Origin of the sequence: Nitrobacter sp. NHB1 (assembly GCF_036964665.1) — a bacterium.
Lineage (GTDB): Bacteria > Pseudomonadota > Alphaproteobacteria > Rhizobiales > Xanthobacteraceae > Nitrobacter.
Map to the genome: position 1 here is coordinate 2,253,966 of NZ_JBAMDA010000001.1, position 15,177 is coordinate 2,269,142.

The 15,177-nt window shown below is 63.5% G+C and carries 14 protein-coding genes and 2 tRNA genes; 5 read left to right on the plus strand and 11 right to left on the minus strand.

The annotated features are described in order from the left end of the window. Window positions 1-7: 7 nt before the first annotated feature. The 3 genes from V4R08_RS10465 to V4R08_RS10475 are packed head-to-tail and all read left to right on the plus strand — an operon-like array spanning window position 8 to window position 4,198. Window positions 8-661 (plus strand): ABC transporter ATP-binding protein, encoded by a 654-nt coding sequence (locus V4R08_RS10465; RefSeq protein ID WP_335579297.1) that lies wholly within the window; start codon window positions 8-10, stop codon window positions 659-661. Beyond that, complete coding sequence (locus V4R08_RS10470) at window positions 658-3,120, plus strand: ABC transporter permease (protein ID WP_335579298.1); 2,463 nt, start codon at window positions 658-660, stop codon at window positions 3,118-3,120. Before V4R08_RS10465 ends, V4R08_RS10470 begins: the two co-directional genes overlap by 4 nt. After that, the gene (locus V4R08_RS10475) at window positions 3,110-4,198 is read left to right on the plus strand and encodes a lipocalin-like domain-containing protein (RefSeq protein ID WP_335579299.1); all 1,089 of its coding nucleotides are present in this window, start codon (window positions 3,110-3,112) and stop codon (window positions 4,196-4,198) included. The genes V4R08_RS10470 and V4R08_RS10475 overlap by 11 nt, the downstream gene beginning before the upstream one ends. A gap of 59 nt (window positions 4,199-4,257) precedes the next feature. Here the strand turns inward: V4R08_RS10475 and V4R08_RS10480 are convergent. The 11 genes from V4R08_RS10480 to V4R08_RS10530 all read right to left on the minus strand — a co-directional run bounded on the left by V4R08_RS10480 (window position 4,258) and on the right by V4R08_RS10530 (window position 13,705). After that, window positions 4,258-4,333 (minus strand) — tRNA-Phe (locus V4R08_RS10480). A 320-nt stretch (window positions 4,334-4,653) separates the two neighbouring features. Next, the gene (gene yacG, locus V4R08_RS10485) at window positions 4,654-4,836 is read right to left on the minus strand and encodes a DNA gyrase inhibitor YacG (RefSeq protein WP_335579300.1); all 183 of its coding nucleotides are present in this window, start codon (window positions 4,834-4,836) and stop codon (window positions 4,654-4,656) included. Beyond that, window positions 4,826-5,449 (minus strand): Maf-like protein, encoded by a 624-nt coding sequence (locus V4R08_RS10490; protein WP_335579301.1) that lies wholly within the window; start codon window positions 5,447-5,449, stop codon window positions 4,826-4,828. The genes yacG and V4R08_RS10490 overlap by 11 nt, the downstream gene beginning before the upstream one ends. A gap of 123 nt (window positions 5,450-5,572) precedes the next feature. Beyond that, window positions 5,573-5,761 (minus strand): hypothetical protein, encoded by a 189-nt coding sequence (locus V4R08_RS10495; protein ID WP_335579302.1) that lies wholly within the window; start codon window positions 5,759-5,761, stop codon window positions 5,573-5,575. Beyond that, window positions 5,758-6,918, minus strand: coding sequence for a PepSY-associated TM helix domain-containing protein (locus V4R08_RS10500; RefSeq protein ID WP_335579303.1), 1,161 nt, complete (start codon window positions 6,916-6,918; stop codon window positions 5,758-5,760). Before V4R08_RS10500 ends, V4R08_RS10495 begins: the two co-directional genes overlap by 4 nt. Window positions 6,919-6,925: 7 nt before the next feature. Next, a complete protein-coding gene (locus tag V4R08_RS10505; RefSeq protein ID WP_335579304.1) occupies window positions 6,926-9,238 on the minus strand; it encodes a TonB-dependent siderophore receptor in 2,313 nt (770 codons plus the stop codon). 359 nt (window positions 9,239-9,597) lie between these two features. Further along, window positions 9,598-10,065: an arsenate-mycothiol transferase ArsC gene (locus tag V4R08_RS10510; protein WP_335579305.1), complete on the minus strand. Its 468-nt coding sequence runs from the start codon at window positions 10,063-10,065 to the stop codon at window positions 9,598-9,600. Window positions 10,066-10,159: 94 nt separating this feature from the next. Beyond that, window positions 10,160-10,654: a UPF0262 family protein gene (locus V4R08_RS10515; RefSeq protein WP_335579306.1), complete on the minus strand. Its 495-nt coding sequence runs from the start codon at window positions 10,652-10,654 to the stop codon at window positions 10,160-10,162. Beyond that, the gene (gene hisD, locus V4R08_RS10520; RefSeq protein ID WP_335579307.1) at window positions 10,651-11,946 is read right to left on the minus strand and encodes a histidinol dehydrogenase; all 1,296 of its coding nucleotides are present in this window, start codon (window positions 11,944-11,946) and stop codon (window positions 10,651-10,653) included. The genes V4R08_RS10515 and hisD overlap by 4 nt, the downstream gene beginning before the upstream one ends. 110 nt (window positions 11,947-12,056) lie before the next feature. Continuing rightward, window positions 12,057-13,346, minus strand: a complete 1,290-nt coding sequence (murA, locus tag V4R08_RS10525) for a UDP-N-acetylglucosamine 1-carboxyvinyltransferase (protein WP_335579308.1) — start codon at window positions 13,344-13,346, stop codon at window positions 12,057-12,059. 191 nt (window positions 13,347-13,537) lie between these two features. After that, window positions 13,538-13,705 carry a hypothetical protein gene (locus tag V4R08_RS10530; RefSeq protein ID WP_335579309.1) on the minus strand — a complete coding sequence of 56 codons (168 nt, stop codon included), beginning with the start codon at window positions 13,703-13,705 and terminating at the stop codon, window positions 13,538-13,540. A gap of 220 nt (window positions 13,706-13,925) precedes the next feature. Between V4R08_RS10530 and V4R08_RS10535 the strand changes: the two genes are divergently transcribed. Further along, window positions 13,926-14,000, plus strand: a tRNA-Thr gene (locus tag V4R08_RS10535). A 384-nt stretch (window positions 14,001-14,384) separates the two neighbouring features. Further along, on the plus strand, window positions 14,385-15,089 hold the full coding sequence (locus V4R08_RS10540; protein ID WP_335579310.1) for an outer membrane protein: 705 nt from the start codon (window positions 14,385-14,387) through the stop codon (window positions 15,087-15,089). Window positions 15,090-15,177 lie beyond the last annotated feature (88 nt).

Consider the following 15,177-nt stretch of genomic DNA (forward strand, 5'->3'; position numbering starts at 1 on the left):
TCTGCCAATGCTGGATGTCCAGAACCTGACCAAAACCTATCGTTCGGCGCAGGAACGGATCACCGTTCTTCGCGGTGCCTGCCTGCGCGTTGACGCCGGCGAGAGTGTCGCGCTGACCGGCGAGTCGGGAAGCGGCAAAAGCACCTTGCTGCACCTGATCGCGGGCCTCGATCGGGCGGACGGCGGTTCCATCCGGCTCAATGAGACGGAGGTGACTGCACTGGCGGACCGGGGCCGTGCAGCGCTGCGCCGGGACCGGCTGGGACTGGTTTTTCAACAATTCAATCTGATCCCCTCTCTCACGGTCGCCGACAACCTGGCTTTTCAGTCGCGTATCGCCGGGCGTCACAACAGCCGGTGGCAAAGCGAACTTGTCGATCGGCTGGGGCTCGGCGATTTGCTGAACCGATATCCCGAGCAACTCTCAGGCGGCCAACAGCAGCGGGTTGCAATCGGGCGCGCGCTTGCGGTCAGGCCGCCTCTGCTCCTCGCCGACGAGCCGACCGGCAACCTCGACGAAGCGACGGCCGACGAGGTCATGGATCTCGCACGCGATCTCATTCAGCGAACCGGATGCGGTTTCCTGATGGTCACGCACAGCGCGCGGCTTGCCGCGACGCTGGACCGGCAAGTCCTGCTCAGCGCCGGACTGATCTCGTGAAACAAAGATTCTGGATCCTCGCCGTTCTGCTCAGCCATTGGCGTCGGCATCCGATGCAATTGACAACCCTCATGGTCGGCCTGATCTGTGCGACCGCATTATGGAGCGGCGTGCAGGCGCTGAACCAGCAGGCGCGCATCAGCTACGATCGGGCCGCGGCGGTCTTTGGCGGCGCCCGCGTCGCGATGCTGGTCGGGCAGCGGGACACGACGTTTCCCCAGCAACTCTTTATCGACTTGCGCCGGGCAGGTTGGCCGGTCTCACCTGTCCTCGAAGGCCGCGTTCGCATTCACGGGAAGACATTTCGCCTGCTGGGAATCGAACCGGTGACGTTTCCGGCGGCGGCAGGGTCGGTCCCGGCGATCGGAAAATCGAATCTGCAGACATTCATCGCCCCGCCGGGAGAGGCTCTGGTCGCGCCGGAGACATTGAGCGAACTCTCGGAAACGGGAGGCGCGGCCCTGCGGACAGACGACGGTGCATTACTGCCGCCCCTCAAGGTTCGCGCGCAACTCGCACCGGGCGTTATGATCGTCGATATCGGACTGGCGCAAAGCATTCTTCGCCTGCCGGGCCAGCTCTCGCGTCTGTTGATCGGAAAAGCGCGCGGCACGCACGCGCCGCTCGAGGCTGTCGCTGATGACAAGCTCAGATATGTCGCCCCGGACGCCGAAACCGATCTTGAGCGTCTGACCGACAGCTTTCATCTCAATCTATCGGCCTTCGGGCTGCTGTCGTTTCTTGTCGGGCTCTTCATCGTCAACTCTGCGATCGGCCTCGCCTTCGAGCAGCGCATGCCGATGCTGCGGACCCTGCGCGCCTGCGGGGTAGCGTCCCGGACGTTGAACGGTGTGTTGCTGATCGAGCTGCTGGTGCTGGCCCTCGCAGCCGGCCTGATCGGGTTGGCCTGCGGCTATCTGATCGCCGCAGCGTTGCTGCCCAATGTCGCCGCAAGCCTGCAAGGGTTGTATGGCGCCCGGATTCCGGGTGAATTGACGCTCAGACCGGAATGGTGGGCCGCGGGACTTGCGATGAGCGCCCTGGGAACGCTGGCGGCGGCAACGACGAGCCTCTTGAAAGTGATCCGCACTCCGGTTCTCGCGATGGCGCAGCCCTATGCCTGGCAGCAAGCCCAACGGCGATGGCTGCGCTGGCAGGGCATCGCGGCCGTCGCGATGCTTGTGACGGCGGTCGCCGTGCTGACGACCGGCGATTCGCTGATGTCGGGATTCGCAGTGCTGGCGGCCCTGCTGCTGGGCGCAGCGCTGGCGCTGCCTGTTCTGCTCGGATTCGCGCTTCGCGCCGGCGAACGAAGCACGCGCCGGCCGCTCGTGTTGTGGTTCTGGGCCGACAGCCGCCAGCAACTTCCGGGCCTATCACTCGCGCTGATGGCATTGCTGCTCGCGCTCGCGGTCAATGTCGGCGTGGGAACCATGGTCGAGAGTTTCAGCAAGACGTTTGCCACATGGCTGGACGGCCGGCTCGCGGCGGATGTGTATGTCAACGCGCGCGACGACACGCAGGCCCGAGACATCGAAACAAGGCTGCGCGCGCGGCCCGAGGTCACCGCAATTCTGCCGAGCGGCCGTGCCGAGATCGAGATCGGCGGCTGGCCGGTGGAGGTTCTTGGCCTCGCCGATCATGCCACCTATCGCGAGCGGTGGCCGTTGCTCCGATCGAAAACCAATGCGTGGGACGAGGTCAAATCAGGTCAGGCTGCGCTGATCAGCGAGCAACTGGCGCGCAAGTTGAAACTGCGGCTCGGCGATCGGCTGACGATCAGCACCCCCCGCGGCACCTGGCCTCTGGACATCGCGGCGATCTACGCCGATTACGGCAATCCCAAAGGGCAGATCGCCGTCAATATCGACGCCTTTACACGCCGGTTTCCAGACCTGCCGCGAACCCGGTTCGGTCTGCGTGTGACCCCCGGCAAGATCGCACCGCTGATCGACGACATGCGCAAGAGGTTTCATCTCGACGAGAGCCGCCTCTCGGATCAATCCGCGCTGAAAGCGGAATCGACGCGGATTTTCAACCGCACCTTCGCCGTGACCGCTGCGCTGAACACGTTTACGCTCGGTGTCGCCGGCGTCGCGCTGCTCACCAGCCTGCTGACCCTGAGCAATTCCCGCCTTCCGCAACTGGCGCCGCTGTGGGCGCTCGGCCTGACCCGGCGGCAGTTGGCCGGCATCGAGCTTCTCAAGACGATGTCCATCGCCTTCATCACCGCGCTGCTGGCGCTGCCGCTGGGACTATTGGTGGCATGGTGCCTGATCGCGGTGGTGAACGTCAGGGCCTTCGGCTGGCGTCTCCCGTTCCATGTCTTTCCGCTGCATCTGATTGAGCTTCTCGGCGTCGCCATGCTGGCATCGCTGCTGGCGATGCTGGTCCCGGTCTTGAAACTGATACGCATGCCTCCGGCGGCGCTGATCAAGGTCTTTGCCGATGAGCGTTAGCGCAAATATCTCGCGCCGGGCATTCGCAACAGCGCTCGCCGTTCTCGGCCTCGGGCGAAAGGCAGCGCTGGCGCAGGGTTTCGCCGGTCTTGGTGTTAATGCCTCCGGATTTGCCGCGGTCACGCCGGGGCGACGCTTCGTGTTTCCCGCGGATCACGGTCCTCATCCGGATTATCGCATCGAGTGGTGGTACCTCACCGCCAATCTCAGCGACGCCGAAGGCCACGCTTACGGCGCGCAGTGGACGCTGTTTCGCCAGGCGATGCGGCCGGGGCCGCAACGGGATGGCTGGGCCAATCAACAAATCTGGATGGGGCACGCCGCGGTCACGCGCGCCGACACCCATCGCACAAGCGAAACCTTTGCGCGCGGCGGCGTCGGTCAGGCCGGCGCGGAAGCTGACCCGTTTCGCGCGTGGATCGATTCATGGCAGATGCGCGGGCGCGATGGCATGTCCACGATGAATGTCGCACCGCTTCAGATCAATGCATCAGGCGCAGATTTCAATTATGCCCTGAGGCTCGACGCCGACAAAGCCCTCGTGCTCGAAGGCGACGCCGGCTACAGCCGGAAATCCGAGCGCGGACAGGCGTCCTACTACTACAGCCAGCCGTATTTCACTGCGGAGGGGACCATCACGATTGACGGCAAACCCGTCAACGTCAGCGGACAGGCCTGGATGGATCGCGAATGGAGCAGTCAGCCGCTGGCGTCGGATCAGACCGGATGGGACTGGTTCTCCCTGCACCTTGGGACCAGCGAAAAACTGATGCTGTTTCGCTTGCGGCAAACCGACGCCAAGCCCTCCTTCGCAGGCAACTGGATTGGACCGGATGGGCAATCGGTTGCGCTCTCTCCGCAAGCCATTGAGATGACCCCGATTGCGATGACCGAGGTCGCGGATCGCAAGCTGCCGACGAGCTGGCGCATCGCCGTTCGCGACCGGGGGCTGGCGATAGAAGCCGTCCCGCTGAATGCGCGAAGCTGGATGGGGACGAGCTTTTCCTATTGGGAGGGTCCCGTCAGCTTCACCGGCACCCACCGGGGCGTCGGCTATCTTGAAATGACGGGCTATTGATCGACGTTGCCAGCCACTTCGGTCACGACGTCTTTCGAAACAAACGTTGAAAAGCGTCATGGTGCCCAGGGGCGGGATCGAACCACCGACACTGCGATTTTCAGTCGCATGCTCTACCAACTGAGCTACCTGGGCGCCGCCCGGCTTTAGCCGGGGCGCGCCGGTTTATAATCAGGCCCGATGGCCCTGTCCACCCACCCCGCGACGGACGAACGAACGCCGCGCGCGCTCCAAACCCTTGACCGGACGGCTATAGCGTTTTCAAGCAAAGTGGTTACCGGTTCGCGCCAGGAAAACGCATCAAAACAGAAAGCTGGAGCCCGGACTTTGATTCCATCAAAGCCGGAATAGCTCCAGAGCATGATCCCGAAAAGTGGAAACCGGTTTTCGGATAAGGTCATGCTCGATCAAAAGGATAAGGCTAGAGTCTAAACGCCGGCCCGGGAGGTGCCGGCCTATCCCGCATCTTCTTCGTCGGTCTTGCTGACGGGGATGACGTAGGAGCCGGATAGCCAGCGGTTGAGATCGACATCGCGGCAGCGTTCCGAGCAGAACGGCCGCGACGCTGCGACAGCGGGCTTGCCGCAGATCGGGCACGGCTTTTCCGGCCGCGCGCCGGCTGGTTTCCTAGCCGGCATTCAACCAGCCGGAGCGGATCGGAAATCCCTCGCCGCCGAGCAGCAAGACCGATTCGTAAAGCGGCAGGCCGACCACATTGGTATACGAGCCCACCAGCTTGACCACGAAGGAGCCCGCGATGCCCTGGACCGCGTAGCCGCCGGCCTTGCCGCGCCATTCGCCGGAGCCGATGTAGGCGCCGATGTCTTCCTCGGTCAGCCGCTTGAAGCGCACGCGGGTCTCGATCAGACGCTGACGGAAATTGCCCTTCGGTGTCACCAGACAGACCGCGGTGTAGACGCGATGGTTGCGCCCCGAGAGCAGCCGCAGGCATTGCGAGGCCTCATCGGCCAGATCGGCCTTGGGCAGAATGCGGCGGCCCACCGCAACCACGGTGTCGGCGGCCAGAATGAACGAACCGCGCAGGTCGTCGTCGAGCTGCACCGCCTTCAATGCCGCATCGGCCTTGGCGCGGGCGAGACGATTGGCGCAGGCGCGCGGCAGTTCGCCACGTTCCGGCGTCTCGTCGACGTCGGCAGGGCGCAGCGCGTCGGGTTCGATGCCTGCCTGATTGAGCAGGCTGAGCCGCCGCGGCGAACCGGAGGCGAGTACGAGTTTGGGGCGGCCTGTCATGCGGGCTTTATGTGTCGGAGCAAGGATCGATGCGCGCGGAACCTATCGGAACGCATCCGGTTCGACAACCGGGGACAGCGCTGGTCATGGAAACCCGCGTAAAAAACCCGCACTGCCTGTCGCTTACGTGCCGCGCCGGAAGAACCCGCAATACAGCGCGACAGGAACGGCCAGCACGACCCACGATACGCCGTCCCAGATGCCGTCGCCGAGCAGCGCCGACAGCAATCCGGCCGCGCTCAGGACGGCGATGACGGCCGGCCACGCGAAAATCTGGCGGACGGTCCGGTGTCTGGCGCGCGCCGGCGTCATGACGACAGCATCGGCCGGTTGACCGCGACCGCGGCGTCCGCGGGTTCGCGCGCAGCGCTTTCGCCGGGCTTGCGCCGCCGCAGCCAGAGATAGACGCCAGTTCCGAGCACGATGATGGTCATGGCGTCGAGCAGCGCCCAGATGATCTTCAGCGGCATCCCGCCATAGTCGCCGAAATGCAGCGGCTGCGAGATGAACAGCGTCGTGACGTACCATGGCATGTTGCGGCTGTCAGTGAGCTTGCCGGTTTCGGCATCGATCAGCGCCGGCTTGAGCAGCCGCGACGTCGCCGGCGTGTCGCCGCGCATGAATACCGCATAGTGGCTCTTGCTCGAGAAGATGGTGCCGGGGAACGCGATGAACGACGGCAACATGCCGGGCGTCGCCCTCGCCGCTACCTCCGCCGCCGCCTGAACCGGGGTCGGATGCGCCGGCAAAGTCCGGTCGCGATATTGCGCCGTCATCTCGGCAAGCTGGCCGTACTGCCACGCCTTGAGCACGAGGTCGGCCCAGGTGTTGATGACGCCGGTGAAGCCGACAACCAGCGTCCACATCACCAGCAGGATGCCGGCGAGGTTATGCAGATCGAGCCAGCGCACCACGCGCGGACGCTCAGCGCGATAGGCGCCGAACTTCTGCTTGCGCATCGACGGCGCGTAGACCACGACGCCGGTTATGATCGCGACGCAAAACAGAATACCCATCAGCCCGAGAAACAGCTTTCCGGGCAAGCCGGCGAACATGTCGGTGTGCAGCTTGAGCATGATGTAGGTGAAGCGCCCGGTGACATCGGGCGCGTCGAGATAAGCCCCGGTATGGGCGTCGACGCGGACGATGCGGTTATCGGCCGGACTGGCGTCGATGGTCTTGCCGACGCTGACCAGCATCGCGTTCGGATCGTCGCGGTCCCAGATCAGGAAATGCGGCACCTGCCCCGGCATTGCCGCCACCGCGCTGGCCACGACGCGGTCGAGATTCGCGGCCGGCGTGCCTTCAGGGACGACGGTCGCCTCGACCTGATCATGCAGCAGCGCGTCGATCTCGTCGTGAAAGATCAGCGGCAGGCCGGTGATGCACAGCATCAGCATGAACAGGGTGCAGACAATGCTGGACCACTTGTGGACCCAGCTCCATTTGCGCAAGGCTTTTGGCGTCATTGCTCACTCACTTCGTGATCATCGCCGGATGCGGATCCGCATTCCAGCTATACTTCAGTGTGCCAAGCACCATTCGGCCCGTGCCCATCGCGCAATAAGGTAAACCGGTCAGACACGACTGCACATAGTAGCGGTCGGCGAGGTTGGTTGCGTTGACCTGCATCCTCCAGCCCTTCATATCCGGCCGCAGGTAAGCGAGATCGTAGCTCATGGTTGCGTCGAACAGAGTGTAGGACGGAATCACGAACGTGTTGCCGGCATCTCCATAGCTGTCGCCGACGTAGCGCACACCGGCCCCGATGCCGAATCCGGCCAACGGCCCGTTGTACCAGGTGTATTTGCCCCACAATGACGCCTGATCGAGCGCCGTGCTTTGCAGATATTTGCCGGCGTTGCCGGCAAGGCTTTTGGTCACCCGCGGATCGATGTGGCTGTAGCCGGCGATCACCTCGAACTCGCGCGTCACGTTGCCGCGTGCCTCGAACTCGAATCCGCGCACCCGCGCCGCATCGGTCAGGGTGCCGAACAACGGGTTGAGCGGATCGGGTGTCATGACGTTGTCCTGATTGATATCGAACAGCGCCGCGCTCAGCATCAGGTTCATGCCGTTTGGCTTGAACTTGACGCCGATCTCCTTGCCCTCACCCGTGGTCGGCCTGAACACGTTGCCAAGGCGATCCGCGCCGAGGTTCGGCGTGAACGAGGTCGAGTAGCTGGCATAGGGCGCCAGCCCGAAATCGAACAGATAGCTCAGGCCGACGCGGCCAGTCTGCGCCGAGTTGTAGCTGCTGTAAGTCGCGGCCGGCGGAAAAAACGCCTTACTGGTGAAACCGGTGCTGACCCAGTCCTGGCGCCCGCTGAGCGCCAACGTCCAGCTATTCCACTTGATCTGGTCCTGCAAATAGAGGCCGGCCTGACTCTGCTTGTCATCGCGCAGAATGAGCGAGGGCAGAGAGGCAAACGACGGAATCGCGGCGCCGTAAACCGGCGCATAGGCATCGATCGGATCGATGCCCGCGGATCGGTAGTCCGAGCTGGCAGCCAGATTGAAATAGTCGAATCCGGCAAGCACCTTATGAACGAGAGGGCCGGTTCTGAAATCCGCCTGCAACTGGTTGTCGAGCGTGTAATTGCTCGCATGCGCCACGACATAATTATATGTGCGAGCGACCAGCCGATCGGTCAGCATTCCTTCGCTGCGCGTCGCGGCAAGATTGTTGTCGACGTTGAAGTACCGGAAGTTCTGCCTGAATTGCAGGTTGTTGTCGAAACGATGCTCGAATTCGTAGCCGACCGACCATTGCTCCAGCTTGAAGCCGTCCGGACCGGGCTCGCCCAGATAGCGGCTGTAGGGAACGTGGCCATTGGGATTCGGCAGGAACGACACCTGCCCTGGAACGTATTGCTGATAACCCTTGTTGTCGATCTTGGAATACTGCGACAGGATCGTTAAGCTCGTATCCGTCGTCGGCCGCCAGGTCAGGCTCGGCGCGAAGAATATCTTGTCATCGGTCATGAAGTCGGTCTGCGTATTGGAGTCGCGCGCCAGACCGACGAGGCGATAGAGGAACTCGCCGTTCTTGTCGACGGGACCGCCGATATCGAAGGCGCCCTGGAAGCGTTCGAACGAACCGAACGTGCCTTCGACACTGTAATGCGGCACAGCCGTCGGTCTTTTGCTGACCATGTTGATGAGACCGCCGGGATCGGACTGGCCGTAAAGCCCGGATGACGGTCCCTTCAACACTTCCAACCGCTCAAGGCCATAGGTCTCAATGCGCGGAACGGCGAATGTCGTCGAATCGTTCGGCAGTCGCAGCCCGTCGAGATAGCGCGGCGCGTCGAAACCGCGCAATTTCAGGAAATCGAAGAAGGTGTTGGCGCCAAAACTCTCGAGCGAAACTCCGGGCGTGTAGCGCAAGGCATCGTTGACACTCTGCACGCCCTGCGCGGCGATCTGGTCCTGCGTGACAACGGAGATCGACTGCGGCGTTTCGAGGATCGGGGTATCGGTCTTGGTCGCGCTCGCGCTGTGCGTCGCGAGGTATCCGACCACATGACCCTTGGCGCGTTCGATGCCGGCACCGGCATTGTCCTGCGGCAAGACGACATCTTGGCGCGGCGCCGGCGCGGCGACACGGCGATTCGAGCGCGCCGCGCGCCGCTTCGGTTTCGAGGCGTGCGCCGGCTGCTGCTGTGGCGCGATCACCGTCACTGGCGGCAGTTCGGACTGAGCATGTCCGTCATTCGGCAAACCGATGGACAATGCGACGATGCTGACGGACCCCAGGCATACGCCCTTCAGATTTATTTTCCACATCGGTGCTATGCCCCACATCCAGAACCGCATTTCACTTAGCATTGTGATTTTCGCTGGCGACCGATCGGCGACTAGAAAGTCTATAAAACCGCGCGTCTTGGATTCGAGGCCTTGAACTTATGCCTGCGGCACAGGAGTTTCCTGCGCCAATGCGTCCCACAAATTTGGAGTTTTTCTAATTCTAGCTAGGTTAGATGCGGCCGCATGAAGCGGTTTGAATGGCGCCTACCCGCACACAGGCCACAACGCGCCATCTTGAACCCGCTATTGCCGGGCTCACGAAACGCGCGATCAATGCTATTCTTCGCTAGAACATTTCCCGCCAAGCGGGAATCCGATCCACTGTTGCGGAATACGCGCTAAAGGCCGGCACCGCCGCCCCGCGCAAAACGCTTGCGGATGCGCGACAGCAATCCGTCACAGACATCGCGATAGGCCTGCATGCGCTGCTCGCGGCTGCCCTCGATGCCGGTCGGATCCGGCGTCGGCCAGTACTCGACGTCGGCGGCGATCGTGCGCGTCAGTTCCAGTGCCTTGTGATGGGCTTCCGGCGACAGCGTGATGATGAGATCGAAGTTGAGGCCTTCCCAGTCCTCAAGGTCCTCGAACGTCACCGGCCGGTGTTTCGAAATATCCTGGCCGAGTTCGGCCATCACGGCGACGGCGAACGGATCGAGTTCGCCGGTCCGAACGCCGGCGGATTTCACATACAGGGTTCGCGGAAACATCTGCTGCAACAGGCTCGCCGCCATCGGCGAGCGCACGCTGTTGAGCCCGCAGGCGAACAGCACCGACTGGGGATTGTGCACGCGCGTCGGCGCGGCCATGCGCTCAGGCCGCTTTCGTTTCGCGCGCGCCCTCCGCGCAACCGTTTCGTATGCATCGCGACGACAACGGGTGTTCCGTGGTTCGGATCATGCGCTAACCCTTCCAGTGCAGGACAGAGATCAACGTGAACAGCCGCCGCGCGGTCTCGAAATCGATGCGGACCTTGCCGCTCAGCCGCTCCTGCAGCGTGCGCGAGCCTTCGTCGTGGATGCCGCGGCGGCCCATGTCGATGGCCTCGATCTTGTCCGGCGTCGCGGTGCGGATCGCCTGATAGTAGCTGTCGCAGATCATGAAGTAGTCTTTCACGATCCGCCGGAACGGCGTCAGCGACAACAGGTGCGTCACCACGGGCGCGTCGTCTTCGCGCCGGATGTCGAACATTAGGCGGTTGCCGGTGATCGCGATGCGCAATGTGAACGGGCCGCCTCCCGCGCCTTCGGGCGCGAACAGGTTCTTTTCCACCAGATCGTAGATTGCGATCGCCCGTTCGTGCTCGATATCCGGCCCGGAACGCCCGATCGAATCCTCATCGAGCGTGACCGCCACGATACGATTGCGGGAATCTTCCTTTGGTGGGGCCTTGCTCATTGCAGATTGAGGCGCACTCCGACCGAGCGGGCATGGGCGTCGAGGCCCTCGGCCTTGCCCAGCGCCATCGCCGACGGCCCCAGCGCCCGCAACTGGTCCGGCCCGCATTTCAGGATCGACGTCCGCTTCATGAAGTCAAGCACGCCAAGGCCCGACGAGAACCGCGCCGAGCGCGCCGTCGGCAGCACGTGGTTGGAGCCGCCGACATAATCGCCGATCGCCTCCGGCGTATGCGGTCCGAGGAAGATCGCGCCGGCATTGCGGATCCGTGCGGCGAGGCTTTCGGGATCGGCGGTCATGATCTCCAGATGCTCGGCGGCGATGGCGTCGGCCAGCGTCACCGCTTCGTCGAGGCTCCTCACCAGAATGATGGCGCCGAAGTCGGTCCACGAGGCGCGCGCGATGTCGGCCCGCGGCAGCGTTGCGAGTTGTGCGTCCACCGCGCGCTCGACATCGGCGGCGAGCGCCTCGCTGACGGTGATCAGGATCGATTGCGCGTTGGCATCGTGCTCGGCCTGCGCCAGCAGGTCGGCGGCGATCCAGCCGGCATTTCCGGTGTCGTCGGCGATGACCAGCACTTCCGAGGGGCCGGCGATCATGTCAATGCCGACCTTGCCGAATACCTGACGCTTGGCGGCCGCGACATAGGCGTTGCCGGGCCCCACGATCTTGGCCACCGGCGCGATCGTCGCCGTGCCGTAGGCGAGAGCGGCGACAGCCTGCGCGCCGCCGACACGATAGATTTCGGAGACGCCGCCGAGCCGCGCCGCCGCCAGCACCAGCGGATTGATCCTGCCGTCCGGCGACGGCACCACCATGACGACGCGCGCGACGCCGGCGACCCTGGCCGGCACCGCGTTCATCAGCACCGACGACGGATAGGCCGCGGAGCCGCCGGGCACATAAAGACCGACCGCCTCGATCGCGGTCCAGCGCGAGCCGAGCTCAACGCCGAGCGCGTCGGTGAAGCGGTCGTCCTTCGGCAGTTGGCGGCGGTGAAACAGCTCAATGCGGTCGCGCGCCAGGTTCAGCGCATCGAGCGTGGCCCTGTCACAGGCCTCCACGGCGGCGTCGATCTCGGCCGCCGTGAAACGGAGGCCCGCGGCATCGACTTCGAGCCGGTCGAACTTGCGCGTCGCCTCGATCAGTGCCGCATCGCCGCGCGCAGCCACGTCGCCGACAATGGCGCGGGTCGCGGTCTCGATATCGGCCGAAACCTCCCGCTTGGTCGCGAGAAACGCCTTGAAGCGCGAGGCAAAGTCGGCGCTGCGGCTATCGATGCGGATCGGCATGGCATGTTTCCGGCAAGAGGCAGGACCTGGTGGAGTGAACCCGCTCACGGGTACCGTGCTCAATGGCGCGGCCTCAAATCGTCGTCAACCCTTTGCGGCGGCAGACGAACCTACTCGCTGACCCGTTCGATCGAGGCACCGCAGGCCGACAGCTTTTCCTCGAGCCGCTCGAAGCCACGGTCGAGATGGTAGACGCGGTTGACCATGGTCTCGCCTTCGGCGGCGAGCCCCGCAATCACCAGCGACACCGAGGCGCGCAAATCCGTCGCCATCACCGGCGCGCCGCGCAGCGTCCCGATGCCATCGACGGTGGCGGTTTCGCCGTCGAGATGAATGCGCGCGCCGAACCGCGCCAGCTCCTGCACGTGCATGAACCGGTTTTCGAAGATGGTCTCGGTGATGCGGGACGAGCCCTTGGCGCGCGTCATCAGCGCCATCAATTGCGCCTGAAGGTCGGTCGGGAAACCGGGGAACGGCGCGGTCGAGACCGTCACCGGATTGATGCCGGCGCCGTTGCGGGCCACCCGAATGCCCTCGTTGTTCGGCGTGATGACAGCCCCCGCCTCGATCAGCACATCGAGCGCGGATTGCAGCAGTTCCGGCCGCGCGCCGCGAAGCAGCACCTCGCCGCCGGTCATCGCCACCGCCATCGCATAGGTGCCGGTCTCGATCCGGTCGGGCAGCACGGTGTGCCGCGCGCCACTGAGCCTGCTGACGCCCTCGATGACGATCCGCGGCGTGCCCGCGCCGGAAACGCGCGCCCCCATTTTATTGAGACAGTCGGCGACGTCGACGATCTCCGGTTCGCAGGCCGCGTTGGTGATCACGGTGGTGCCCTTCGCCAGCGTCGCCGCCATCAGCGCGACGTGGGTGCCGCTCACGGTCACCTTGGGGAAATCCACCTCGGCCCCCGTGAGGCCGCCGGGGGCCTTCGCGATCACATAGCCGCCGTCGATCGCGATCTGGGCGCCGAGCTTTTCCAGCGCCACGATCAGGAAATCGACCGGACGGGTGCCGATGGCACAGCCGCCGGGCAGCGAAACTCTGGTTTCATGCATCCGCGCCAGGAGCGGCGCGATCACCCAGAAACTCGCCCGCATCCTTGAGACCAGCTCGTATGGCGCCGTGGTGTCGATGATGTCGGCGGCCGAAATGTGCAGGGTCTGTCCCTGATATTCGTGATCGCCGGAGCGCTTGCCCGCCGACATGATGTCGACGCCGTGGTTGCCGAGGATACGCTGCAACTGCGCGACGTCGGCCAGCCGCGGCACATTGTCGAGGATCAGGGTCTCCTCGGTCAGAAGCGCAGCGATCATCAAGGGCAGCGCCGCGTTTTTCGCGCCGGAAATCGGAATGGTGCCGTTGAGCTTGTTGCCGCCGACGATGCGAATGCGATCCATACCGATTCCTGTTTTCTATGCATGAAGTATAGGGCAAATCGCCCGACGCTCCAAAGAGCGGGAAATTCAAGGCCGTCTGAGGGGTCCAGGGCGGATTGCCCCGGATGGTGCGGGCCTTCACTTAGCCCTGTCCGAGCGCGTCTGTCGCGCACCGAAGAGAACTGCACCGGAGAGAGCAATGGACTTCAATGTCATTCGTCCTGGCACTCCGAATCAGCCTTCTCCGTGGCAGCTGACTGATCGGCGCGGTCGCGGGATTGCGACTTTCGCCGCTTGAGATTTTCGCGCAGCGCCGCGCGCAGCCGCATCTCGCGCCCCGCATGTCCTCCGTTGCGATCCGCGTTTGGTTTGTCGATCATGGCGTCCCTTGCCTGGGCGTCCGGAAACGCCGGTCCCGATCCGCCGAGGCCAGCGGAATGACGACCGCAACATATACGCCGGCGCCATGGCCGCAACAGAAGCGGCGCGGGCTGTTTGCCGAAGCCCCGCCTCGCGCTTGCGCGCCTTCCAGCCTTGTGGCAAGGATCGGCCCGCCTTGCGGACCTTGGATTTATGAAGCCTGATTCCCGCGTTGGCCCTGCTGCCGTAGCTCAGTGGTAGAGCACTCCATTGGTAATGGAGAGGTCGACAGTTCAATCCTGTCTGGCAGCACCATTTCTCCTTGGAAGCGCGGCAAGCATGAGCGCAGGAAACCTTTCTCGCCGCGGCCGAATCGCGGGCGGACGTCGTCCATAATGATTCGTTCGCTCTCTGTCCGGCGTTACGAAACGAAAAACAGATTTCGCTCCCCGATTTGAAAGAAGATTCTCATCGGGACCCGTTCTGATGTTTGTTGTCGCGCGAACGGGGCGTGAATTAAGGCTTCATTTAGTTCTGTTTAAGGCATCATTAAGCAAACAAGTTCCGTTGTTCCCCAAAGGGTTACGAACGCTCCCGAGTGTGGCCTATCAGTGACAGCTTTTTGCCGGGAATCGATCTAGGGTTTTGATGACGGGGCCGACGAACGGTTGCTCGGACATCGAATTTCTGGAGAATGTAATGAAAAAAATCCTGCTCGCTTCTGTAGCAATTGTGGGCATGGCCGCGATCGTGCCGGCACAGGCCGCCGATCTCGCTGCTCGCCCCTACACCAAGGCTCCGGCCTATGAAGCCGCGCCGATCTACAACTGGACCGGCTTCTACATCGGCGGTCACGTCGGCGGCGCCTTCGGCGGTGACCACAACATCTTCGCCCCCGGTTTCAACGGCGGCGGCAGCGGCAACGACGGCGCGTTCATGGGCGGCGGACAGGTGGGCTACGACACCCAGTTCGCCCCGAACTGGGTCTTCGGTCTCGAAGCCAACTACAGCTTCCTCGACACCAACGGTGCTCCCTTCGTCAACCGCGGACTCGGTTCGGTCACCGGCCGCCTCGGCTACACCTGGGGTCCGGCGCTGCTCTACGTCAAGGGCGGCTACGCTTGGGCTGACACCCGCAACACGAACGGTTTCGGCGGCGGCACCTTTTCCGACAGCCACATCGGTCGGGACGGCTACACCGTCGGCGGCGGTCTTGAATACATGTTCACCCAGAACTGGTCGGGCAAGATCGAGTATCAGTACTATGACTTCGGCCACACGACCGCTCTCTTCGACGATGGCACTGGCCCTGTCCCCGTTCGCTTCACCAACAACGAACACACCATCAAGGTCGGCCTGAACTATCGCTTCAACTGGGGTAGCCCGGTCGGCCCGAGGTACTGATCCTCCCGAACCTTAACGGTTTCGAAATAAGAAAGGCCGGCATCATCGTGCCGGCCTTTCTGTTGTTTTCAAACCGCATCACAAGACG